Here is a 23,333-nt window from a genome sequence, read left to right on the forward strand (position 1 = left end):
GCACGTAAAGCGAAACAAGCAGACTCAACTGAAGCGGAAGAAGCTGAAGCACCTGCCGAGCAAACCGACGATCCGAAGAAAGCCGCGGTTGCCGCAGCAATTGCGCGCGCGAAGGCTCGTAAAGCGCAACAAGCGGACTCAACTGAAGCGAAAGAAGCTGAAGCACCTGCCGAGCAAACCGAAGATCCGAAAAAAGCGGCTGTCGCTGCGGCTATTGCGCGTGCCAAAGCGCGTAAAGCTAAGCAAGAAGAACCAGCCGAAACGGTAGAAGCTGAAACGCCTGCTGAACAAACTGAAGATCCGAAAAAAGCGGCTGTCGCTGCTGCTATTGCGCGCGCGAAGGCTCGCAAAGCGCAGCAAGAAGCTAATAAAAATAATACTGAGGAGAACGAGTAGTGTCGTTTTTTATTGCCAGTTCACCGCATACCCACAGCCGTCGTAGTACACCTGACTTAATGAAATGGGTGGCACTTTGTGCTCTCCCAGGTTTAGCGGCTCAGACCTACTTCTTTGGGTGGGGAACGCTTATTCAGCTGATTTTTGCCATCGCAGTCGCTGTATCACTTGAAGCCTTAGTTATGGCCTTCCGTAAACGTTCGCCGATGCGAGCACTACGTGATAACAGTGCGATCGTTACCGCTTGGTTATTAGCCGTGGCTATCCCACCATGGTCTCCGTGGTGGATTATGGTGATCGGACTTATTTTCGCGATCGTAATCGCTAAACACCTATATGGTGGCCTTGGTCAAAACTTATTCAATCCTGCCATGGTCGCTTATGTGGTCTTGTTGATCTCATTCCCAGTGCAAATGACGAGTTGGAGTGCCCCGACGTCACTCATACCTGATCACGTAAATTTTGCAGATACACTCTCTTTAATTTTTACGGGCTATGATTACGACGGCTTATCGCTTCAGCAAGTTCGAACGGGGGTTGACGGTGTGACAATGGCGACGCCACTTGATGCATTTAAGACCGGCATTCATACAGGTGCAACCCCAAGCGAAGTACTGTCGCAGCCAATATTCGATGGATTAGCTGGCATTGGTTGGCAATGGGTAAATCTTGCCTACTTACTTGGTGGTTTAGTGATGATCAAAAAACGCATCATCCAATGGTATATCCCCGTAGGTTTCCTAGCGAGCCTGACGCTATTTAGCGTCGTGTTCAGCTTGCTGACCCCAGGGGAAACTGCGTCGCCAATCTTCCACTTGTTATCAGGTGCAACCATGCTTGGCGCATTCTTTATTGCAACCGATCCCGTGTCGGCGTCTACCACCGTTAAAGGACGTTTGATCTTTGGCGCGCTTATTGGTGCTTTGGTCTTTATCATTCGCAGTTGGGGCGGCTTCCCTGATGGTGTTGCATTCGCAGTGTTACTTGCAAATATGTGTGTGCCACTGATCGATTACTACACCAAACCTAGAACTTACGGTCACTGAGGTAAACATGTTAACCGCTATTAGAAAAAATGGTCTGACACTTGCGATCTTTGCCTGTGCAACAACCGGATTAGTCGCCTTTACTCAGTACCTAACAAAAGACCAAATCAAGATACAAGAACAACAACAATTGCTTTCTGTTTTGAATCAAGTCATTCCAGAAAACATGCATGACAACGCACTCACGCAAGCCTGCACTATGGTCACGTCACCAGAACTGGGGACATTACGTGCGATGCCAGCCTACCTCGCCACGAAGAATGGTGAACCGACAGCAATCGCAATAGAATCCATCGCGCCAGATGGCTACAATGGTGAGATAAAAGTTATTACTGGGATTGACAATCAGGGCAATATTTTGGGGACACGCGTCTTAAGCCATCAAGAAACCCCTGGCCTGGGCGATAAAATTGATCTTCGTGTCACCGACTGGATCCTGAGCTTTACGGGCAAACAAGTCACGGAAAGTAACTGGAACTCATGGAAAGTTCGTAAAGATGGTGGTGATTTCGATCAATTTACTGGTGCAACGATCACGCCTAGAGCCGTCGTAAAAGTGGTGCGAAATACCGTTAACTACGTAAACCAATCTCGTGAAGACATTCTTAGCCAGCCTTTGGTCTGTGAAGGAGAGCAGTAATGAATGAGAATAAATTGCTGATGAAAAACGGTATGTGGAGTAATAACCCTGCTCTCGTACAGCTGCTGGGTCTGTGTCCACTACTAGCGGTTTCTTCCACAATAACCAATGCCTTAGGTCTTGGTATTGCAACCTTATTAGTGCTGGTCGGCTCCAACGTCACGGTTTCTCTTATTCGTAATTACGTACCAAAAGAGATCCGCATTCCTGTATTCGTGATGATTATTGCCTCACTTGTTACCTGCGTTCAGTTATTGATGAATGCCTATGCGTATGGTTTATACCTGTCTCTTGGTATCTTTATTCCTCTGATTGTAACCAACTGCATCATTATTGGTCGAGCTGAAGCATACGCTTCAAAAAATGATGTTGCGCCTGCAGCATTAGACGGTTTATGGATGGGTCTTGGTATGACAAGCGTTTTGGTCGTGCTAGGTGCCATGCGTGAGTTAATTGGTAATGGTACGCTATTCGACGGGGCAGATCTGCTATTAGGAGACTGGGCATCCGCTCTCCGCATCCAAGTTTTCCAATTTGACAACAGCTTTTTGCTAGCGCTTCTTCCACCCGGTGCATTTATCGGTGTTGGTCTGTTGATAGCGCTTAAAAATGTCATCGATAATTCAGTCCAGGCACGTCAACCAAAAGAAGAAAAACCAACCATAGAACGTGCTCGCGTCACCAACGCATAACAAAATAAGGCTCTGTCATAGGAGCCTTTTTCATAAACCGCAGAGACGGTATTGGAAGTCAGCAATGAACAAAATAAAAAGAATCGAAATTCTTGAGCGATTACGAGAAAACAATCCGAATCCTCAAACTGAGCTTAACTGGAGCTCCCCTTTTGAGCTGCTAATCGCGGTATTATTATCAGCGCAAGCAACCGATGTAAGTGTCAATAAAGCCACCGACAAACTTTTCCCTGTCGCTAATACACCGCAAAGTATTCTCGATTTGGGAGTTGATGGCTTAAAAGAATACATAAAGACCATCGGTTTGTTTAACTCAAAGGCAGAAAACACTATCAAGACTTGTAAGATCTTGTTGGAAAAACACAATGGTGAAGTTCCTGAAGATCGTGCAGCGTTAGAAGCGCTACCAGGCGTAGGTCGCAAGACCGCAAACGTCGTGCTCAACACCGCTTTTGGTTGGCCAACCATTGCCGTCGATACGCACATTTATCGCGTGTCGAATCGTACTAAGTTTGCAATGGGCAAAACGGTTGATGATGTCGAGCAAAAGCTATTAAAAGTTGTGCCAAAAGAGTTCAAACTCGATGTGCACCACTGGCTCATTCTTCATGGCCGCTACACGTGCTTGGCGAGAAAGCCTCGCTGCGGTAGCTGCATTATTGAAGATTTGTGCGAATATAAAGAGAAAGTATATCCAGATAGCTAACGCTATTTGAAAATCAAAGCTAGGAGCAAAAAATGTCAAATGGTCGAATTCTCCACACTATGCTTCGCGTAGGTGATCTAGACAAATCCATCAAGTTTTACACTGAAGTTATGGGCATGCAGTTGCTTCGTACGAACGAGAATAAAGAGTACGAATACACACTGGCGTTTCTTGGCTACGGTGACGAATCCCAAGGTGCTGTGATCGAGCTAACTTACAACTGGGGTAAAACTGAATATGACCTAGGTACTGCTTTTGGTCATATCGCCATTGGTGTTGATGATATCTACACAACTTGCGACGCTATCAAAGCGGCGGGCGGTAATGTGACGCGTGAACCAGGTCCAGTAAAAGGCGGAAGCACGCACATTGCATTCGTAAAAGACCCAGATGGTTATATGATTGAGCTTATCCAAAACAAGCAAGCTTCAGCAGGTCTTGAAGGCTAAGCGGCACTTCTAATAATCACTTGTACTGCAAGTTGAACATCGATTACAGGCAGGTCTGCGATCTGCCTGTTCTTTTATAAACAAAACACTTTACTTGATAATAATTATCGTTTAGATTTATTCGCAACTTCGAGATGCGGGATTACGATAATGATCAGTGAATGGGAAAAACACACACTTCTAGCCGATACGGCACTTCAACTAGATGACCCTGTTCGCAGCATTCTTCATTACCAGCAAGCCCTAAGCCTGAGTGAAGATATTAGCGAATGTGTGGAAATTGAAGCAGACGAGCGATTATTAATTTCTGTGATTTCTTGTCATAACTTAGCTCAGTTCTGGCGTTGGGCCGGAGACACTGACTATGAACTCAAATACCTTCAGCTGGCTTCAGAGAAAGTCTTAACACTCATCCCACAATGCCCAAATAAAGAATGTGCAAGCTTTATCGACTCAATAGGATGTTGCACTAAAGCATTAATAGACTTCATGAAACGTCACCCTAATCCGGCTATTGCCAAACAGGTTGAAAAAATCGATACCGCAACAAATTGCGAAGTCATTGCCAAATTCCGCTTAAACTAACATTCAAATTATACAGCCGGAATCACCGAAAGGTACTTAGCAAAATCCCATTAAAATATTATTAACAACGTCAGTAAATTAAAAACGCCGAAGCTTTCAGCTTCGGCGTTTTTATATTCGTTACACTTGGGTTCGCCCGAGTGATATTACGACTCGGCGGTTTTTGTCTTTTCCTATTGGCGAGCCATTATCTGCAATAGGACGACGCTTGCCGTACCCTTGCACTTGAATTCGATCTTCCGGTAGCCCTAGAGACTGAAAATAATCACGAAGTGACTCTGCACGTCGCTCAGATAAACTTTGGCTCGCACTTTTGCCATCGGTTGAATCGGTGTACGTCGCCACCAGCACGAGATCGATATCTTGATTATGTCGGATATAATCTGCAATTTGTGATAAACGCTTTTTGGAAGCCTTGGTTAACTGATCACCTTGTCTTTCGTAGTGCAAAATCGTAAAGGCAATGTCTTCAAAACTGTATTTCAATAAATTGGAAATACAGTCGCTAAACGCGTTGTACTTATTTTGAAACAGCACGGATGACAATGCGACTTCAATTCTCTGATCTCGGCTCTGCCAATCCTGATAACTAAAGGTCGGATAACGCCCTTTTTCCAGCTCAGACAAAATGCCCCATGCTGTTTGCCCTCCGACATAACCATCAAACTGTTTAAAAAACTTTAGGTTTGTAATTCGATCGGCGTGTTCACCTGGTCGCCAAGGTGGCGGCATAGAGATGAGACTGACGTTACGTGTTTCTCCCATCGGACGACGCATTTTTAACTCAAAGTCTAAATTGATTTTTTTATTCGCACGAGATGAAAATACCGCATCTCCAAAACTTGGAATAGGGTGAACAAGTTGGCATTCTAACGGTGTGTTGACCACCATTTCCCATTGAGATTGCTGTGGAGTGGCAACATAACGTTTGCCCATCACAGCAAAACTGCTTGTGCTAAACAACGAAAATACAACGCCACTAGTAATCAGCCATTTCTTCATCTAAGTACTGTCTCTTAAACGGCAGTCTGTTGCCGTCAATTTGAATCAATAGAACCACTTCACCTGGCATGCAAAAACCTCGCCAACGTGCGAAATGTCGTGATATTACGATTAACGTTAATCATGGTAACTCAATCACCCGAAATGCGATCGAGCGTATTGATGAGATGCAAAATAGAATTCCGTTTTTCTCCTAAATTGCGGTTTTTCTCGTCGGTATAATCTGCAATAATGCAGCCTTCGTCACACAAAAATAAGCCGACATGACAATAGAAAATGAAGCCCTGACCTTGAAAAAACGCTTTCGTGGTTATTTCCCTGTGGTAGTAGACGTTGAGACCGCAGGTTTCAATGCTCAAACTGATGCACTTTTAGAAATTTGCGCCGTTACGTTAAAAATGGACGACGATGGCGTGTTGCATCCGGCCTCCACCATTCATTTTCATGTTGAGCCATTTGAGGGCGCTAACTTAGAAAAAGAAGCGCTAGAATTCAATGGTATTCGTGACCCATATAGCCCTCTTCGTGGTGCAGTTTCTGAGCAAGAAGCGTTAAAAGAGATTTATAAGCTTATTCGCAAAGAACAAAAAGCCGCAGATTGCTCGCGCGCAATAATGGTTGCCCATAACGCAGCATTCGACTTAGGTTTTGTAAATGCAGCCAATGAGCGCTGTAAACTAAAAAGAGTCCCTTTTCATCCCTTTGCTACTTTTGACACGGCAACATTGAGTGGCCTTGCTTATGGTCAAACGGTTCTCGCGAAAGCATGCAAAACGGCCGGGATGGAATTCGATAATCGTGAAGCACACTCAGCGCTTTACGATACACAAAAAACAGCAGAATTATTCTGCGGCATTGTCAACAAATGGAAGGCCCTCGGCGGTTGGCCGCTTGTTGACGAAGAATAATAAGTAAACACAACATATTAGGAAAAGTATGAATCCTGTCGTTATATCAGTGTGCGTCATGCTCGTGTTAGCATTGATGCGCGTAAACGTGGTGGTTGCCCTCACGTTTAGTGCCATCGTTGGTGGCCTTGTCGCAGGCATGAGCCTTGGAGACACAGTTGCCGCGTTCGAAAGTGGTTTAGGTGGCGGTGCGACTATCGCTCTAAGCTACGCAATGTTAGGTACTTTCGCCGTTGCTATCTCTAAATCTGGCATCACGGACCTACTGGCAAAAAGTGTTATCAAGCGCTTAAATGGTAAAGAAAACTCGGCGTCAACTACCGGGTTAAAGTACGCGGTGTTAGTCGCGCTCGTTCTTGTCACTATGTCATCTCAGAACGTAATTCCGGTCCATATCGCCTTTATTCCAATTTTGATTCCACCTCTTTTGGGCGTATTCGCGAAACTTAAGCTCGATCGACGTTTGGTCGCGTGTGTTCTTACTTTTGGTTTGATCACACCTTACATGATCTTACCTGTTGGTTTCGGCGGTATTTTCTTAAACAACATTCTATTAAAGAACCTACATGACAACGGTTTGGAAAACGTGGTTGCAAGCCAAGTTCCAACTGCAATGTTACTGCCAGGTGCTGGTATGTTGTTTGGTCTATTGCTGGCAATCTTTGTTAGCTACCGTAAACCACGCATCTACGAAGAAACGGAGTTGACTGTCGTTCACGAGACAGATCATGCTATCAATAAAAAGCACATCTTGGTGGCCGCTCTTGGTATTGTCGCCGCATTGGGTGTTCAGCTTTACACTGGCTCAATGATTATTGGTGCTCTAGCTGGCTTTATGGTGTTTACTTTTGGCGGTGTGATTGCTTGGAAAGAAACGCACGATGTCTTCACAAAAGGCGTGCATATGATGGCTATGATTGGTTTCATCATGATCGCTGCCGCAGGTTTTGCTGCGGTAATGAAGCAAACAGGTGGCGTTGAGACATTAGTACAGTCTCTCTCTACCAGCATTGGTGATAATAAGCCGCTTGCAGCACTACTGATGCTGATCGTTGGCCTGCTAGTAACAATGGGCATTGGTTCATCGTTTTCAACCATTCCAATCTTGGCGACAATCTACGTTCCACTCGCGTTGGCATTTGGTTTTTCGCCAATGGCAACAATCGCGCTAGTTGGTACTGCTGCTGCTTTGGGTGATGCTGGTTCTCCAGCGTCCGACTCGACATTAGGCCCTACATCTGGTCTAAATGCCGACGGTCAGCATGAGCACATTTGGGAAACGGTTGTTCCAACCTTTATCCACTACAACATTCCATTGATCATCTTTGGTTGGATTGCTGCAATGGTGCTTTAGTACCGTTGTTTGATGGATATACTTAGTTACGAAAAAGCCGCTCATTGAGCGGCTTTTTGTTATTTGAAATCGCGATTATTGCGCTGGCATATTGTCAATAATACGTTCACGTATCAGTTTCAAGGTAGGCTCTGTTGACAGATAATCCACGGCAATCGGGAAATAAGCGTCGTTAATTTGAAGAACCAAGCTAGGGTAAGAATCCACGCCTAGGCTCTTTGCAAGACTCAGTTGATCTTGGAACACACCTTCTAAGAAAGAGCCGTCCATATCGTTCTTGAACTGCTGAACATTCAAACCAATTTCTTTAGCTAGCTGCAAGTGAGTTGCTTCTTCATGGGGAGGCATCGCACGTAAGTAATACGCATGTTGAATCGCTTCTAGCATCTGCTCATAAGAATCTTGAAAGCCCGCTGCGATAACTGCGCGACAAGATTGGTAAGTGCTTCTTACTGGCGTACAAAGCTTCCAGAAATCGTAGTTAAACTTGGTGCCCAACTGACACTCAATCTGCTTCCAAATACCTTCGAGTTTTTGTTGCATCTCTGGTGGCATCGGCAAACTAGTATCTGGCGCAAGACCACCCACCACATACTCAAACTGAATAACGCCTGGCAGTTGCTGTTTCAATTTATCAAGCGTCGGTTTGTAACCCCAACACCAACTGCACATTGGGTCATGCACGTAGTAAAGCTTTATATCCACTTAATTATTTAAACCTATAAATTCAATTAGTTACATCAAACAAAAATAACAAATGGCGATCAAGTGGCGACAGATATTATTTTATTCACTTAGTAATCTCCCGTTTGCTTAAGAGTTTTCCGGTACAGGTTCAGGCCTTGATATGTGCTTATCTAGCACAAAAACCTCTCCCTTATACTTTATCATTGGAAACGGTTTTGTAAGTTCTGTCTCATAGTCGCAGTGTGAGCATTTTTTGTTTCCAGGTCAATCTAGGATGATTACTCCCATCTACGCACAAAACAACTTCATCACACTTCGGACAAATAAATTCCACTAACTCGGCTTGTAAAGGTATGTATCTAGCGCCTTAGGTCGTTTAATTTGGCACCTCACGAAGACAAGAACTTCTTTACCCCTATTTCCAACGTTACCTAATAATTTCAGTCTAATTATACTGACTCATCGAATGAAAACCTATTTTTGTTCCTGTTCGTTTTTCAGTGCAATTTCTGTAGATTGCTAGGAGTACAGATTCCGTCACCTGACCACTAATATATTCGTCATTAAGTGGCAGCGATGCTTAAATTACTTTGTAAGTCTCACCAGTTACTTGTACTTGAGCGCTCTGGGTGCTTTCTTCTACCACAGCGTTTGCAATAGCTTCTGCCATTTCATGCATTTCGAGCGTGAGTTCCACTTGTTAGAAAGCCTGAGATTGCAATTCAGTCACAATCTTTTGTTTTAGAGATGCTCTGCTTAATGTCATTACTTACCTGCATTTAACAGCCTGCGCTCCAACATAACCCAAAAAACATTTTGAATAAAACCCTGTCAGTGGCTTTGCTAATGTTTATTCACACAACAGAGAGTTACGCCAAATTCACTTTAACCGCGCTTTTCTATCTGACTATTCTCATGCTTCAGTAAGCATGGTATTAGCAGTTCGATATAAGACGACCGACTTATATTTGTGATTTAAATCAACTTTGTGCCTACTTGTTCTCGGCAAGGGGATAAAAATCTATTGATTTATATGTAACAAGTTTACCATTCATGCGCCCATGTATGATTTAGTTTGAAAGGTAAAACAATGTTAAAAAGAAGACACGTATTGTCTCTCGTTATAAGTAGTGTCCTAGTTAGTGGCTGTGGCGGTGGCGGTGGCGGTAACAGTAGTGATGGAGGGAGCAATGATGTGACTCCTCCAATCATATTTGACGTATCAGGAGTAGTTCAAAAAGGGCCATTACAACCAGGGTCAGTTGTAACACTGCATGAACTTAATGATAAAATGGAACAAACTGGCAAGTCTTTCGATTCCCAAGTCCAAAACTATGATGGTTCATACGCTATTTCAGAGAATTTGAATTCTGACTTTGTAGAGGTTTTTTCAAAAGGCTACTTTTACAATGAATTATCAGATGACTCATCTAAAGAATTAACACTATCTTCATATTATGAATTAAAGCCAAAATCTACTCTTAGCATTAATATTGTAACTACCTTGATTAAAGGAAAGCTAAAAAAATTAATTTTAGAGCAGAAACTTCCATTCTCCGAAGCTTCAAAGCTTGCAACAAAAGAACTGTTAGAAATTTATGGGTATTCAGAGAGCAAAACTCCAGATTTCTACACTGTAAGCCTACAACAAGACTCCGATGCTGCCGCAATACTTTTAGCTATGTCATCCTTAACGCTATACCTTTCTGATATGAACGGTATTGAACCAACAACGCAAATTGCACTGCTAGCAAATTATCTAGAAGAGGATAACTTAGAAAAAATTGAGGAAACAAAAAGCAAACTATTACAAGCTCACAAAGAGATAGACACTTTTACAATTGAAAGTAATGTTACTTCCTATTTTCAGGATCACGGCCTCGACTTTGATGCGCCGTCTCTTTTATATTTCATTGATAATGATGGTGATGGCAAGCTACCTGATAAAACAACCCCTATTCTTCAAGGATACTCTGTAGCGGCAGCAATGCCTAATATTGGTGAAACTGTTGAAATAGAACTGCCAATAAAAGTTTATGATTATCAAGGGCGAAATTGGCAACAATGGCCAATAGACGTATCCTTAAAGCCTATGTTTGGCACGGTAGAAATCATGCCATCAGAGCAAGGCTGGACCGCAACATATACAACCACAATCAAAGAACAAATAGATAGAATAGATGACCACTTTACCACTGAAGTCATCACCCCTGATGGAGTGAGCAACTCTATAACATTGCACGTTGCTATGTTCTAATCACTGATTTTTGAGGATGTTATTTCTCAGAACGAACCCAGATCATAATGCTCTCTAACATTCGTTTGAGAGATTCCATAGCGAAGAAAGGCTTCTGTCTGGAAGCCTTTCTTTATCCCGTGCAACTTTATAACTAATTGAAGCCTAAACAAATCAACGAGGTATGGATTCAGCTTCGGAAAAAAAGGTCGAAACATAGCAAGTGTAGGAGAAGTGTTCATTTATCATCACCTAACTGCTGGTTAAAACTATTTGGTTTAAGTATATAGTGTGCGCTTGATGATACAGGGAATCCCTAGGTTATTTTGTAGGCTCCTGCAGAACTTCCCCCCGTTACCAGCACTTGTGCGTTCTGGGTGATTTCTTCTACCACAGCGTTTGCAATAGCTTCTGCCATTTCTGCATTTCGTGCGTGAGTTCCACTTGTTACAAAGCCTTGAGCTTGCAATTCAGTCACAATCTTTTGTTTTAATGATGCTTTGCTTAATGTCATTACTTACCTGCCTTAACTGTTGATGAGAGGTCGGAGTGAGGCTTCCCCGTGTAAGCACAAATACAATCGCCCTGGACCACCCCTTTACCACCATTCATCGTGATAAGGTTTGCCGTATAGCGCATGTTCTTGGCGGTCGCTGTTATGTCTTTTTCTACGTTGGTAACTTTATTCCCCAGCACCTTGAGCTTGTCGTCTAAACCAATCACTACGTCCCGCAGTTGGCCAATGATCTGCACCCAGTCACCACCGTTGGTTAAGTGTATATTCGCAAGTGAACCCAGGGTAATGTCATCACCTGCCATCACCTCAAACCTGCCCAGAACTTCAATGAGCTTTTGGCCGCCAATATTCTCTTTGCTATGCTGGTTTACCGTCACTTCATGTGACCCAAACTCTGCCAGATATTTATCTACCTGGTGTAACTCTTCATAGGCTTCGATAAGCCTTGTTTGGTCGGTTGCCTGAGTGTGGTTGCCTGCTGCATCAATGCGTTCAAAAACCTCATGCCTTTGCTGAGTCAGCAACTCTTCTGGCTCTAATTCGGGTAGTGACCAGCCATCACCCAGAATGGTTCGAATGAATGGGCGATCGCTTCTGCCATACGCAAAAGCGATTTCAACAATGGTGCCCTCTGTCGGTGTGGCGAACTGACCTTGCTCTGAGCCGCCGATAACCGTGGGTAGTGGCACCGCTTTGTATAGTGGCACTTCTTCATCTGGCAGGCCGTTTTCATCCAACAACTGCACATCTACCGCATAGCGTGGACGAAATGGGTTGTTTTCATGTCCGACCTGGCTTTGGTCGGTGACCGCTTTCACCCTGGCAAGTCTCGGCAAGTGATGCCCGGCAGCCAGCTCGGGGAACAGATAGTTGATTTTGCGCTTTTCTGCATTCATTTCACTTTCCCAATACAGGGTGATGTCAGTATTTTGAAAGTGCACCTGGGTAATGCGCTGACCATTGATAATTGCACCGGGACGAACGGAAGGGATCGCACCTAACTTCATGCTTTTACCCCCCATCTGCTGAGTGGTCAGGTTGGTCGGCAAATCGGTAGGACGGTTAGACCAGCGGCTATCCGCGAAACTGCCAACGAAAATATTGCCATCCGTTTGCTGGTACCAGCAAAAATCCTCTATCTGAAACGCTCGGCCCAGATTCTCCAGTAACTGATAACCGGTGCCCTGACTGGTGAAATTCGGAATGCGCGTGGTCATATAATCTTGCTGGGGCATCACGAAACTTAAGCCGCTATCAAAACTCAACTGCTCGAGTACTTCAGAGGCGGTTGGGTGCTGAATACTCACTGGCCACCTGGCCGCGAGTAACCCCGCACGCTCTCGGGCGATCACTTTGGTGTAACCATTTTGCGCCGGCTGAACCTTGGCGGCGAATCCGTCAAAGTAAGCTTTAAAATCATCCTGATAGCCGATATCAAATGTGATTAGCGATCCTTTTGCGATTTCCCCTTCTATGACGAAGGTGGCGCGGCCACCGGCACTAAGCTCAAGAATGACTTGTTCCTCGGCCAGTTTTTGCTCTTCGCCATTGACTCTGATTCGTTTGTTTAACTTCATGCCAGTTGAGACTCTTTCTGTAACAGTGCGGCTTCAAAGCTGGTTCGTTTCACCTGCTCGGTTTGGTTGGTTGTCGCTGCATGAGCTTTCGGCTCTGCTGTCGTTGTGTTCTCCGTACTTTGTGTGACGGCCTGTTGTGCTTTTGCTTGCTCTTTCTGCTGTTTTGCTTCCGTCACCGACATGTATTCACGCAAACGAAACGTCACTTTCCATGCCATCAGCTTTTCTTGTTCATCTGCGGCAAGCTGTCCCACAAACCTGACCTGGCGCACTGTAAGGGTCTTGGCCGTTTCATTACCAATTCGATAAATCTTGCGTTTGCCTGCTTCTGTTGCCCGGGATAACAACATGAGTCGCTTGAGTACATCTTTTCGTTTAAACGGGATAAGACCAGATACCGCCAGCACGATGCCTTTATCACCTTGTTCACTGCCGTCGGTACCGCTGGCTTGCCCCGTCATATCTTGCTCACGAATTTCTACTGAGGGGCTAATTCGTGTGGAGTTCATGTAGATGATTTCGCCGTCTAAAGCTAATTGAGTCATGCGAATAACTCCGAAACAAAAGTAATTGGTTTGGCACTGATAAACAGGCAAGCGAAGGTATAGCTGTTTTCCCGGCCGGGCGGCGTGGACTGGTTCAGTTTGGTTGCGATCATCTCTGCGGTTCCTGATGCTGCAAACTTATGTAACTCAACATTATCCTGCTTGAGGCTATTGATCGCCTGCGACCAGTCGTTGAGTTGTGCCGCGCGTTTTTCTGCAAGCGCTGCGAGCTTATCGACCGGAGTCTGTCTATCTGAGGCGAGTGACTCCAGCTGGGCGATTTGGGCACCTTGCCATTGTTCAACAGAGCGCAAAGGCTCTTGATTTAGCTGTGCTACCGGCTTAAGCCTTGGCTGTACGATTGTGGCCGGTTTGGTCATTTTCTCAGGCTGCAGGCTTTGCTCTTTGCTTACCCTTCGGCTGACCATGCCAAGCTCAGATATATTCACCACCTCATAAAGGGCTTTTGTTGCACTGGCAAAGTTGGCTAACGTGTTCTCTGCAAGCATCCAGCCGACAACATGTAAGTTGCCTTTTGGATGATGCCTATCATTGAAGTCTTTCAACTTATTGGCCAACACCGTGACTGCTTCATCCGGTGTTAAGTGATTCCCAGAATTCGTAACCGTACCAATAGCATGTTGATAAGGATGAACACAAAGCACCTGGCCGCTGGTTAAAAGTGCATCAAGCTCTGTCCGCAGGTTAAGTAAGGCCTCAGCATTGGTACTTAACGGATGGCGGGCAAATATCACCTGCCCTTTCAGCGCTTGAATGCGCTCAACTGTCTTATTGGAATGTCCCTCAACCTTGGTCAACACTGCCTCTGCAGAGGACTGAATGTTTTGGGTTGAGCCAGACCAGCAGAACGAAGCAGTTTTCCACGTCATACTGCTGCCTTACGAAGTACATCAACCCGGATCGGCGCGACTTTAAACATAGGCTCTGGCAAATCGTGGTTAGCCTCGGCATTGGTATAAACAAACTGGCCACTGGTCGGGAAGTTCAACACGACTTCAAACTGACCGTTGACAACTTGCGCCGGGAATAACGTCAAACGTCCATCATCGCGTTTTAGCGGCATTGAAAAGGTTTGGTCAGGGACAGCGACCGTACCCGTGACCACAATGTCCGTCAGTTCCAGGCAGGTAATGCGGGTGTAGTCACTACTGGTTTTAACTGCTCCGACCACCTTGTTGATGATTATTTTCATCAACATTGGCTCAACTCGCTCGCGATAAATGAACTCAGCCACATGACCAGACGAGTATATCTGCTTAACTTTGTCGCCCGGTAGCGGCTCCGCTACAATCCATGAGCCATCGCGAAAGACCTCTGTTTTGTCTTCTTTAATTGGATTAGATGGTAGTGCACCACTTGGTGGGAAATACTCATTTTTTTCAGGTTCGTCAGTAGTTACATAAGTCATAATTTTGCCTTCTCTACTCGGCTATAACGCGCTAAAACATGAACACCGTAATTCGCGACCGAAGGGACATATACCTGGCATACGAAAGACGATTTACAAAACTCACGCGCCCCATCCAACAACTGTGGCTTAGCAAGGGATGCACTTGCAGCTCCACTCGCACCAATGACTGGAGTGAGAACCTGAGTATCAATACTCCGTGGAACCATTTCTACGCCATCGATGAACCACTTAACCTTTACATGTTCAGATTGGCTCGCCGTATTTGTTCCGCCTACCGCTAAATTGTCAATAATATAAGAGCCAGTTAACTCGAGTACGGTTGTCCAAGTGTCATATTGAATATGCCCAGATTCTGGTTGAAGCCGAGTGCTGTCAAACCCAATCTGATCAAGCCGTTTTAAATAATTATTACCAGTCAAAAAGTCACTGACTTCCATAACGTCTCCTATTGGGTAACTGAGGAAATATAAAAATTACTTCCGGTGACTCTAAATGTTGCCTTGCATCGCCCTGTTATCGTAACGCTCGCATGTCCGGTATTGTCGGGGGCATAAATTTTTGCTCCTCGTGTTGTCTCTAAAACAACCGTAACTTTTCCGGCGTTTTCTATTTGGTTGCAGATAACAATTTCATCGTCATTCTTAAAACTATCCGCATCAATTCTTATCCTGGTTTCAGAATATTTCCGAACTAGCAAATATGCTTTGCTATAACCATTCCGCGTCAATGTGTGCTCTGTTTGGGAGCTCCATAAATGCAAAAACTGTTCGTGCTTATCCAAGCGAACCCAACCCTCCTCAAAACCATATTGATCTCGTGAGGAACGGTAATAAGCTCCACCGTTTTTATACCTAAAACGAAACTGCGCTGCAGACGTTGAGGTGCTCTTTGCTAGCATGTGAAGAACTAGCTCACCATGAGAGCCAGGCAAGGAGGCTTGATACACACCCGACTTCACATCCCAAGGTACAGCATCTAAACCTTCATATAGACTCGTTTTACCTTGTGCATAGAACGTGTCTTCCCTGATGTCAGCGTTTAGTGTGTCAACTTGGTGCTTTAGATAATAATCATCATTGTGGTTGTGACCTTTACCCGACTTGGTACTTACTAAATCCTGAACATAGTCTTTAGATGCGTAATCGGGCTTTAACGTACGATGATCAACGACCTGACCATCGGCTTCGATAGTCGCCAGTTTACTGACAAAATGTTCAACGCCGTCATCGTCGGTGTAGTGGTTAAGCTCGGTATTACTCACCGTCACAACTACGTGGCTTTGCCAACGGCTGGTTACTTGCCCTTGCCAACTCGTGTCGACATAAACGAACTGTTTACCGGCTGGCACAGACAGCGATTGTGTTTCCGCCAATTCACTACGTAGCCCTTCGACATAAGCAAGTCCCGCGTTAACCTTGTGGCCTTCAGCATCTTTGTAGACCAGGAACCCGTCAGCAAAGAACGATGCCGGGCCATAGTGGTCACGATTTGCCAAACGTTCTGCTTCATCAATACCGAAAAGCCGCGCGGTAAAATCGATTTGCCAGGTTGACGCATCCACGGTGATTCCCGTTGCAGATTTAGCGCCCACATAGCTCATCAGAATCGACCGGGTAATCGCATTGCCATTCTTCACCCCAGGCACCGATTTATATTTTGTAATGGTCGGCAAATGCGTAATTGCAGCCAAGGTGCCGGTTGCTTTGTTCCGCAGCCCTATCCAGTTGAAATCGAAATCGCCAATACGCGTATCCAGTGTGATGGAGTAAACCACGGCATTGGGGTTCACAAACCCATCCTGGTGCACATTCGTCACATACATGACATGTTCTGTTGGAATACCTTCTTCACGGTCAATCGGCAAAGTAGGGTCAAGGCCCGGCACATTCGCCAGTACAAACTCATCCAGTATTACCGGTTGTGATATTGCTTCTTGCTGCGCTTTGTATGACTCGAATGCTTTGGTGATTACGGTTTGTGACATTGTTATTCCTCTAACACAGCGACATTGCACTGATGCTCCCAATCTAACGGGGCTGTATTCAGCTCAAGTTCGGTCGGCGTGATAATTTGATATTCGTAGCGGCGACAGGTACGGCCATAGTGCTGCAGTAAGACTTCCAGTAACTTCGCGTTGTCAGACAACTGGCTGTCACTCAAACGCAAAGTGATGATGTCCCACTCGCGCCCCGGTACGCGTTCATCAATTTCAATCTGACCGATACCCAGACGCTGAAATATTCGAATGAAGCCGTTTTTTTCTCCCGCATCCCGGGCATTAACAAACGCGTACTTCACCCGCTTACGAAATAGCACGAGCGGCTCATCTTTAAAGCGCGCAATGTCTCTATCCCATGCCAGTAACCTGAGCAGTTTTTCATTGCAGATCAGCGGGTCGAGCTGTAGCAATGGAAACAACAACCAGACTCTCACCCGCTGCCAAAAGCTCATCACACCATTAGCAAGGAAATACGGCTCTTTCAGTTCTTCAGCGATGGTTTTGCCATCCATCCACCAAGGCGCCTGATGTTGGGGCAATTCTGGCGCTTGCTTATTGTGATCAACCATATTTCACCACCACATCGGTAAGCCGGGGTACTTCTAGCTGACTTTCAATATCAGCATTGTCAAAACGCAGGCTCAGTAAGTCTTCACTAAGCAGGTTGTGGATCTCGGTTGCCAGCTGAGAGAAAGAGAATCGGCTGACCGGATAGGTTCGTGTCACCGCTTTGTAGGAGTCAGACTCCCGAAAGGCAGCCCGGATCATATGCTCAATTTCCGCCTGCATTTGCGCTTTGCGCGTCTCCCCGACATTCGGCTTTGCCGCGATCGTTGCGGTTACGGTGTGATGGGTATCTGGTACCGAGAGCACCAACAAATCATCACCATGACCATGGTTTCCTTCGCTCATGACGTAGCTGTTAAGCTGATCCAACAGATGTGACGGGGTTAAACCGACATCCATCAGAATGTAAGCATTTGCGGTTCCCGGGCCACGCGGCGCATCATGCTCAAAATAGATTTGGTCACTTCGAATGCCTGCGACACTGGCCAGCATCGAGCGGTAAATTGCATCAATGTGGTAGCGGCCTACCACGCTAAATTGATTGCGGGTGCGTAAGGCCAGATCCTCATCTTCCTCAACATCGCTGCCATAGGTGGTGATCCAGTCCGCCTGGTTGACCGCGTGGGTAATACCAGAGACACCAACGGGCAAAATGGAGTAGTACCCTGCAGGCAGGTTGTAACCCTCGCCAGGTTCCTCGGCTTCACAAACGACATAACCGCTTGGTTCGTTCTCCGCAATTAGCACATCACTCTCCACCATCAACCGATAGATTTTTCCATCTATCTGTGTGGTCTCAATGACCGTCCCTGATGGGATGAGCACTGGGTTCGCCGGTGCTTCTTTGAAGAACTCGACCACTCCACGTGTCTTGGTGGCTTTTTTACGTTCTAAATCAACCTCCCAGGCTTTGAGGTCAACATAGATACCTTTAGCCGTTGCAGCAAAAGCATTCGGCAGGACATGCTTTGCTAAGAGTGAATCAATCAGCCATAAGGTCGGCGTGATCACAATGGCCTTGACCAGGCGCCAGAACGGCGACATACGGCTGTCGTTAGACACCTTGCTTCCCGCTGCGACCACTTCTTTTTCCAGCTCTACCGCAATAGCTTCTTCGGTGGTCGGTATGCCCTCATCAGCGATGAGCTGCTTAAAGTCAATGTTTGGTCGGTTACTCATATTGCGACTCCATAATTGATTGGGCCGTAGTCTTCGGTTTCAGCGAATATCCAGATTTTCTCTGCCGTTTGTTCGGTGACTTCTGCGGTACCTGGCACTATGCGTTCATCGTCTTCAACCAGCATCTCAATCTGGGTTAATACATCGGCTCTTAATGCCCGGTTGCGTTCTGCCTGCATCTCTCGCAACAACCCGCTTTCTAATATGGCGTGCTTAATATCTTGGGCGATGCTGTTGCGGTTATTGGTGTAGAAGGGTTGCTGACCGGCATCAAAATCAATACCGCCCTCAGACACCAACAAATCGATGTATTGCTCACTCATGGTGTCGCTAACTCCTGCCATTCAGCCAGTTGTTCCGGAGTAAATGGCTGTTCTTGTTTGATCACAATGTCACCGGTGTGCATGTTTTTGCTGTTATCGGTGTAGCCGTTGCTACCCGATTGGGTGATGTAGTTCGCCACCGATTGACGTTGTTTGATGTCGCCGTTTAAGTAGTCGGAGATTGGGCGTGTGATTTGTTCACTGCGCTCCTGGAAGTCAATCACATCCGGGTCAATGCTCGGCATGTTGGCCGCATAATTGACCGACCCGTCCAGCACTGGCGCTGTTGCCGCTGCAAACTCTGCTTTGTATTGAGCTGCTGACTGGTACTCCGGCAAACTTGAGAGCGTTTGCAGTTGTGCCTTGTACTCAATAGGGCTTGGCTGCCCCACTTCTGGCAATACGGTTTTAGGCAGTTGAGCGTTGTAATTGATGCTGCCATCTAATGGTGTGACTGCGGGCTGCTCTGCATACGCTTGATACTGCACCGTACTTTGATAAGTCGGTAGCTGCTTAAGTTGCTCTATCTGGGTTTGATACTCGATCGCGCTTTGTTGGCCTGGCTGAGTATTGTAGCTGTACGTTGATAGCGACTGTCGGTAGTTACCCAACAGGTAATCCGCTTTTTGCGCTGAGACTTCCGGCACAATTGGCTGCTCAACTTCACTGCCAATATTAATACCCGGGATCAGGTTAATTTTATCAATCAACCAATCAATGCCATCACCGACTAGGTTGAACGGGCTTTTCAGGACATCAAGTACGGAGGTGATAAACAGCGCAATGCCGTCATAGACCATACCGAAGCCAGCAGTGACACTTTGCCAGATAGCAGTAAAGTGGTCAGGTACCGTGCCCCATACCTGCATCGCTGCGGCCGGGCCATCTTTTAACAAAGTGAAGAAGCCCTTAAATGCCGTCCATGTTACCGTTAGCGGTGTCAGCAGCCACTGAACGCTGGCACTTAGTATTTTCCATGCTCCTTGGCCAGCTAAGGCAATACCCTGGAATACACTCGAAGCCCGGGCAAACATCCACTCAAACTCAGAAGATAGGTATTGAACAAACGGGTTGCTTAAGATGTTATCTACTGCGCTGTTCCACATGCCAACGATAAAATCAAAACCTTTGCCAATTTGTTCGAACAACCACCAATCACTGAGTGCTGTGACCATCGCATCCCAATTAGAGATCAGCGCATAGGTAGCCACTCCAACCGCGGCGATCGCCGCTGGTATCCAGAAAATCGGGTTAGCCATCATCAATATGGCACTTTTAAGTGCAGCAAGCCCAAAAGCCTTGAACCCTCCAGATGCAGCCATCAGTGCTTTATCAACCAGGAACGTGGATACGGCATAGGCTTTAGAGGCGAGAGAAGCATTTTTCGCGTAAACGCCTTGCTTTAACATTGAATAGTTAAATGCCCACATGGACCATTTTGCTTTGGTGTACGCTCCGTTTAGGCTAAGAACGCTGACTTTGGTGAAGAGCATTGGAGCCCTCAGAGCGTTCATGGCCAGCTTGCTTGCTCCCAGAGTCAGGTTGTACACCCCGATCACACCCGCACCGCCAGCGATGGCTAATGCCAGATAACCCGCGTAACTGGTTAAGGTTGGGTACTCTTGTGTGTATCCAAGTAGCGTTGTCAGGCCGTCAGCCATGGCACCGGCCACGCTATTAATGGCAGGTAAAATAAGGCCAAATGCCCCGGCGCGGATGGCATACCAACTGGATTCCAGTCGTTCCCATTGGTCGGTCATGGCTCCTGCCATGTTTTTGGCCACATCCAGATTCGCTGCGCCAGACAAGTCGGTGATATTTGCTTTCAGGGCATTCGTTTTACCGATAAGGTCTGTCACCACCATAACCGCTTCATCAGAGCCAAATGCCGTTTTTAGCTGACTGATTTCTGTCGAATCCAGATCACCAAACTCTCCCTTGATAGCCGACAGAATGTCATACATCGGGAGCAGCTTGCCGTTGGTATCAGTAAAGCTCAGGCCAAGTTTATCCTGCGCTTTAACCGCTCCGTTGAGGAAAGCTTTGTATTTGGTACCCGCCTCAGAGCCAGACATTGAACCTTGCAGCATTCCCAATATCGCCATTTGGTTTTGCATCTCAATGCCGTGAGTTTTCGCCAGTGAACCGACACCTCTGAAAGCATCCGACATGCCTTGGCCGGTGGTTTTAAACTTCTCAACAGATTTGGCCGTCATGCCAGCAACACGTTCGGCCCAATTATCTTTGCCCATCGCGTCCGCGTTCTCCTGGTATACGGAGTACAAGGTGCCCATGTAGCTGGTGATGGTGGCGGTATCGGCTTTGGTGGCGGCAGCAAGAATGGCCGAGCTTTCGGTTACTCCAGCCAAATCAGCGCCAGACATATCGCCCATGGCGGATTTTATGTCATAAGCGGCGCCGACAACTTCAGTGGCTGATTTGCCGTAAGCAGAAGAGAATGCTAAAGCGGTTTGTTGAAGGGTGTTAAGGTCGGCATCAATCACGCCAAGCGATTTTACTTCACCGAGTACCCGGTCCATTTCGATGGCCGGCATCAAGGCTTGTTTGATAGCAAACCCAGAACCAAGAGCACTGGCCGCACCGCCAGCCATCTGTTCCCATGACTGGCGGCTGACATCTGCCGTTTGAGTCACGGTTTTCTGGATGCCCTTAAGGGGCTTGGTTGCGTAGTCCTGCAACCCGATTTGCATCATCAATTTATCTACGGAAGTCATTAATGATCAATCTCCAGATGAAAAGGCTTTTGCAATGCCGTTTGCCACGGTTTGCGCTTGGTGCTTTGCGAGCCACAAGGCCCGGGCATAGTTCTCTGTGGTATTGGGTTCGTGAGGCAGGTAATGCGCTTTAAGGGCGAATACCTGCTCTAGTTCATTGTCTTCAATCGCTTTGGCGTGACGGATTAGTTTTTTACTTCGATCTCAAGATCACCTTGGAACTCGTTATTCACGGCACCGGCAAGCTGCATGACGGCCCCCGGTTTAGACAGCACTTCATCCAGCGCTGGCTTGTCATCTTTATGCACGATGCGGCGCAGATAGTTGGTTGCCGGAGCAACTTTGTCGAACGGGGTAGTTTCATTAGTAAGTTTGTTGAATGCTTCAAGCGTTGGCGCAAAACGAATTTCTGTGCCATTAGCCACTAAGGTGATAACTTGTTTAGTCATTTTGACTTTCCTTTGGTTGTTCGTGCTTTGCACGCCAATTTAAATAATCGATAGCCTGTTGGGCACACGGTTTAAGTGCCGCTTTCAGCTTGGGTATGTCTTCTGTCACGACCTCTGGCCACGTCCCTTCAACCTTGGGTTTGTCACACGGAACGATAAGTCCGGGTGGCGGCAGTTTTATGATCAGCTCGGTTCGAACCGGCTCAATAGGGCTCGCGCAAGCTGTCAGTAACATCAGAAGGAATATGACATTCAATGTTTGCCATTTTCTGGGTAAGTTCTGCCACTTGCTCATTGAGTTGCCTTTGTGTTTGTTGCTCTGTTTGAACCCGCTGCACGAGTAGCTGGTTCATGTGTACCTGGTCACTCTGCAGAGTCTGAATGGTTAACTGGCTGGTTTGATTCGCTTGCTTTACCGCTTCTAACCGAGCTCTCAGCGCAACTTGCTCAGCTTTGCTGGCTTTAAGCATTAACCACGTCGACATCATTGCTACCCCCACAACAGCAACCAGTAACCACTTAATCCACTTCCATGCACCGTTCACGCTCAATCCCCCGACGAGTTACCAAGCCTTCCAACACCACGCCCTGGCTCTTCACCCACTCGGTGATATGTCCACAGGCTTGCGTGTAACGACCTTGTTTTATCGCCCGGTAGATACGCGTATCGGAACCATCTCTATTTTTGCGAAATTTGCTGCAGCCAAAGTTAAAAACGAAGGACGTAAACGCATCAAACTGCCCGGCAGACATGGATTTGCCAGAGATGCTTTCTGCCGCCATCACACATCGCTCGGCTTCCTGGATGTTCTTAACCCAGTCAATGGCAACTTGCTCAAGGGTGACCGGGGTACCGGGTACGCCATGAGTATTACCAATGCCGTTGGTTAACACGCCTCCGGGGCAGGTATAAGGGTTCTGCCGACAACCTTCTGCATTGCCGATAATTTCTAGCCCTTTGGGGCTGATTCTCAGCTGACCTAATGGTTGATCGGCGATCACCACCTGACCAACGGGTTGAGTCAGGTTCGAGCCATGCAACGTCGCTCCGCCAGTCACCAGACCGATCACCGCAGCGACTGAACATATAATTCGCTTACTCAATTTCATTGATGGCGACTCCTTTTGCTGCGGCGATTCGTTGCATCGCCCGTTTGTGCCAGTAGTTCAGGCCCAACGCCGCTAGGCCAATCAACAACGACAAGATGAAGTACCACTGCTCAAACGTCAGTTTGCTGATTGTCATTCCTGCTAACGACATGAAGTAAGCAATGCCACTGGTTATTTTGTCGAACCAGTCTTTCATTCT

At 46.5% G+C, this 23,333-nt stretch carries 28 protein-coding genes and 2 pseudogenes; 10 read left to right on the plus strand and 20 right to left on the minus strand.

Annotated features, from left to right (window positions below; translation table 11 throughout):
- From ACWYVB_RS09710 to ACWYVB_RS09740, 7 genes and pseudogenes are all read left to right on the plus strand, one after another.
- Positions 1–396 (plus strand): annotated as a pseudogene (locus tag ACWYVB_RS09710) (electron transport complex subunit RsxC); the annotation flags it as partial.
- A complete protein-coding gene (gene rsxD, locus ACWYVB_RS09715) occupies positions 396–1,442 on the plus strand; it encodes an electron transport complex subunit RsxD (RefSeq protein WP_395222151.1) in 1,047 nt (348 codons plus the stop codon). The pseudogene ACWYVB_RS09710 and the gene rsxD, both read left to right, overlap by 1 nt.
- Before the next feature lie 7 nt (positions 1,443–1,449).
- Positions 1,450–2,082: an electron transport complex subunit RsxG gene (gene rsxG, locus ACWYVB_RS09720; protein ID WP_395222152.1), complete on the plus strand. Its 633-nt coding sequence runs from the start codon at positions 1,450–1,452 to the stop codon at positions 2,080–2,082.
- A complete protein-coding gene (locus ACWYVB_RS09725) occupies positions 2,082–2,774 on the plus strand; it encodes an electron transport complex subunit E (protein ID WP_054867993.1) in 693 nt (230 codons plus the stop codon). Before rsxG ends, ACWYVB_RS09725 begins: the two co-directional genes overlap by 1 nt.
- A 64-nt stretch (positions 2,775–2,838) precedes the next feature.
- The gene (gene nth, locus ACWYVB_RS09730) at positions 2,839–3,480 is read left to right on the plus strand and encodes an endonuclease III (protein WP_042522463.1); all 642 of its coding nucleotides are present in this window, start codon (positions 2,839–2,841) and stop codon (positions 3,478–3,480) included.
- Between the two features lie 32 nt (positions 3,481–3,512).
- Positions 3,513–3,929, plus strand: coding sequence for a lactoylglutathione lyase (gene gloA, locus ACWYVB_RS09735; RefSeq protein ID WP_005380739.1), 417 nt, complete (start codon positions 3,513–3,515; stop codon positions 3,927–3,929).
- Positions 3,930–4,079: 150 nt separating this feature from the next.
- Positions 4,080–4,514, plus strand: a complete 435-nt coding sequence (locus tag ACWYVB_RS09740) for a DUF2753 domain-containing protein (RefSeq protein ID WP_005384886.1) — start codon at positions 4,080–4,082, stop codon at positions 4,512–4,514.
- Positions 4,515–4,634: 120 nt separating this feature from the next.
- Here the strand turns inward: ACWYVB_RS09740 and motY are convergent, their stop codons facing one another.
- Positions 4,635–5,516, minus strand: a complete 882-nt coding sequence (gene motY / locus ACWYVB_RS09745) for a flagellar protein MotY (protein WP_012841571.1) — start codon at positions 5,514–5,516, stop codon at positions 4,635–4,637.
- 263 nt (positions 5,517–5,779) lie between these two features.
- Here motY and rnt point away from each other — a divergent pair, with 263 nt between their 5' ends.
- Positions 5,780–6,424: a ribonuclease T gene (rnt, locus tag ACWYVB_RS09750; protein WP_395222154.1), complete on the plus strand. Its 645-nt coding sequence runs from the start codon at positions 5,780–5,782 to the stop codon at positions 6,422–6,424.
- A gap of 28 nt (positions 6,425–6,452) precedes the next feature.
- Positions 6,453–7,778, plus strand: a complete 1,326-nt coding sequence (locus tag ACWYVB_RS09755) for a Na+/H+ antiporter family protein (protein WP_005396535.1) — start codon at positions 6,453–6,455, stop codon at positions 7,776–7,778.
- A gap of 75 nt (positions 7,779–7,853) precedes the next feature.
- On the opposite strand, the gene ACWYVB_RS09760 is transcribed toward ACWYVB_RS09755, so the two are convergent.
- Positions 7,854–8,483 (minus strand): DsbA family protein, encoded by a 630-nt coding sequence (locus ACWYVB_RS09760; RefSeq protein ID WP_395222155.1) that lies wholly within the window; start codon positions 8,481–8,483, stop codon positions 7,854–7,856.
- A 562-nt stretch (positions 8,484–9,045) separates the two neighbouring features.
- A pseudogene (locus ACWYVB_RS09765) lies at positions 9,046–9,231 on the minus strand (hypothetical protein).
- A gap of 324 nt (positions 9,232–9,555) precedes the next feature.
- Between ACWYVB_RS09765 and ACWYVB_RS09770 the strand changes: the two are divergent.
- Complete coding sequence (locus ACWYVB_RS09770) at positions 9,556–10,722, plus strand: hypothetical protein (RefSeq protein WP_394623496.1); 1,167 nt, start codon at positions 9,556–9,558, stop codon at positions 10,720–10,722.
- Positions 10,723–11,017: 295 nt separating this feature from the next.
- Here ACWYVB_RS09770 and ACWYVB_RS09775 read toward each other — a convergent pair whose 3' ends face one another.
- Genes ACWYVB_RS09775 through ACWYVB_RS09855 form a run of 17 tightly spaced genes read right to left on the minus strand, consistent with a single transcriptional unit; the run spans position 11,018 to position 23,330 of the window.
- Positions 11,018–11,215 (minus strand): hypothetical protein, encoded by a 198-nt coding sequence (locus ACWYVB_RS09775; RefSeq protein ID WP_074191600.1) that lies wholly within the window; start codon positions 11,213–11,215, stop codon positions 11,018–11,020.
- Positions 11,215–12,795: a hypothetical protein gene (locus ACWYVB_RS09780; protein WP_318080040.1), complete on the minus strand. Its 1,581-nt coding sequence runs from the start codon at positions 12,793–12,795 to the stop codon at positions 11,215–11,217. Before ACWYVB_RS09780 ends, ACWYVB_RS09775 begins: the two co-directional genes overlap by 1 nt.
- Positions 12,792–13,340 carry a baseplate complex protein gene (locus ACWYVB_RS09785; protein WP_206949262.1) on the minus strand — a complete coding sequence of 183 codons (549 nt, stop codon included), beginning with the start codon at positions 13,338–13,340 and terminating at the stop codon, positions 12,792–12,794. The genes ACWYVB_RS09780 and ACWYVB_RS09785 overlap by 4 nt, the downstream gene beginning before the upstream one ends.
- Positions 13,337–14,230 carry a hypothetical protein gene (locus ACWYVB_RS09790; protein ID WP_074191603.1) on the minus strand — a complete coding sequence of 298 codons (894 nt, stop codon included), beginning with the start codon at positions 14,228–14,230 and terminating at the stop codon, positions 13,337–13,339. The genes ACWYVB_RS09785 and ACWYVB_RS09790 overlap by 4 nt, the downstream gene beginning before the upstream one ends.
- Positions 14,227–14,769, minus strand: coding sequence for a hypothetical protein (locus ACWYVB_RS09795; RefSeq protein ID WP_074191604.1), 543 nt, complete (start codon positions 14,767–14,769; stop codon positions 14,227–14,229). The genes ACWYVB_RS09790 and ACWYVB_RS09795 overlap by 4 nt, the downstream gene beginning before the upstream one ends.
- A complete protein-coding gene (locus ACWYVB_RS09800; protein ID WP_074191605.1) occupies positions 14,766–15,209 on the minus strand; it encodes a hypothetical protein in 444 nt (147 codons plus the stop codon). Before ACWYVB_RS09800 ends, ACWYVB_RS09795 begins: the two co-directional genes overlap by 4 nt.
- 8 nt (positions 15,210–15,217) lie before the next feature.
- Positions 15,218–16,756, minus strand: coding sequence for a phage tail-collar fiber domain-containing protein (locus ACWYVB_RS09805; RefSeq protein ID WP_074191606.1), 1,539 nt, complete (start codon positions 16,754–16,756; stop codon positions 15,218–15,220).
- A gap of 2 nt (positions 16,757–16,758) precedes the next feature.
- A complete protein-coding gene (locus ACWYVB_RS09810; RefSeq protein WP_074191607.1) occupies positions 16,759–17,340 on the minus strand; it encodes a phage tail protein in 582 nt (193 codons plus the stop codon).
- Complete coding sequence (locus ACWYVB_RS09815) at positions 17,333–18,517, minus strand: baseplate J/gp47 family protein (protein WP_457528840.1); 1,185 nt, start codon at positions 18,515–18,517, stop codon at positions 17,333–17,335. Before ACWYVB_RS09815 ends, ACWYVB_RS09810 begins: the two co-directional genes overlap by 8 nt.
- Positions 18,514–18,840 carry a DUF2590 family protein gene (locus ACWYVB_RS09820; protein WP_457528842.1) on the minus strand — a complete coding sequence of 109 codons (327 nt, stop codon included), beginning with the start codon at positions 18,838–18,840 and terminating at the stop codon, positions 18,514–18,516. Before ACWYVB_RS09820 ends, ACWYVB_RS09815 begins: the two co-directional genes overlap by 4 nt.
- Positions 18,837–21,575 (minus strand): phage tail tape measure protein, encoded by a 2,739-nt coding sequence (locus ACWYVB_RS09825; protein ID WP_457528844.1) that lies wholly within the window; start codon positions 21,573–21,575, stop codon positions 18,837–18,839. The genes ACWYVB_RS09820 and ACWYVB_RS09825 overlap by 4 nt, the downstream gene beginning before the upstream one ends.
- Before the next feature lie 6 nt (positions 21,576–21,581).
- Positions 21,582–21,761, minus strand: a complete 180-nt coding sequence (locus tag ACWYVB_RS09830; RefSeq protein WP_374091105.1) for a DUF6890 family protein — start codon at positions 21,759–21,761, stop codon at positions 21,582–21,584.
- Positions 21,761–22,024: a putative phage tail assembly chaperone gene (locus ACWYVB_RS09835; protein ID WP_256955324.1), complete on the minus strand. Its 264-nt coding sequence runs from the start codon at positions 22,022–22,024 to the stop codon at positions 21,761–21,763. The genes ACWYVB_RS09830 and ACWYVB_RS09835 overlap by 1 nt, the downstream gene beginning before the upstream one ends.
- Positions 22,017–22,319: an Rz1-like lysis system protein LysC gene (lysC, locus tag ACWYVB_RS09840; RefSeq protein ID WP_431607711.1), complete on the minus strand. Its 303-nt coding sequence runs from the start codon at positions 22,317–22,319 to the stop codon at positions 22,017–22,019. The genes ACWYVB_RS09835 and lysC overlap by 8 nt, the downstream gene beginning before the upstream one ends.
- Positions 22,228–22,569 carry a hypothetical protein gene (locus tag ACWYVB_RS09845; RefSeq protein ID WP_256955323.1) on the minus strand — a complete coding sequence of 114 codons (342 nt, stop codon included), beginning with the start codon at positions 22,567–22,569 and terminating at the stop codon, positions 22,228–22,230. Before ACWYVB_RS09845 ends, lysC begins: the two co-directional genes overlap by 92 nt.
- On the minus strand, positions 22,544–23,134 hold the full coding sequence (locus ACWYVB_RS09850; RefSeq protein WP_256955322.1) for a lysozyme: 591 nt from the start codon (positions 23,132–23,134) through the stop codon (positions 22,544–22,546). The genes ACWYVB_RS09845 and ACWYVB_RS09850 overlap by 26 nt, the downstream gene beginning before the upstream one ends.
- Positions 23,121–23,330: an HP1 family phage holin gene (locus ACWYVB_RS09855; protein ID WP_074191615.1), complete on the minus strand. Its 210-nt coding sequence runs from the start codon at positions 23,328–23,330 to the stop codon at positions 23,121–23,123. The genes ACWYVB_RS09850 and ACWYVB_RS09855 overlap by 14 nt, the downstream gene beginning before the upstream one ends.
- Positions 23,331–23,333 lie beyond the last annotated feature (3 nt).

It is taken from the genome of Vibrio sp. JZG10, assembly GCF_054064075.1.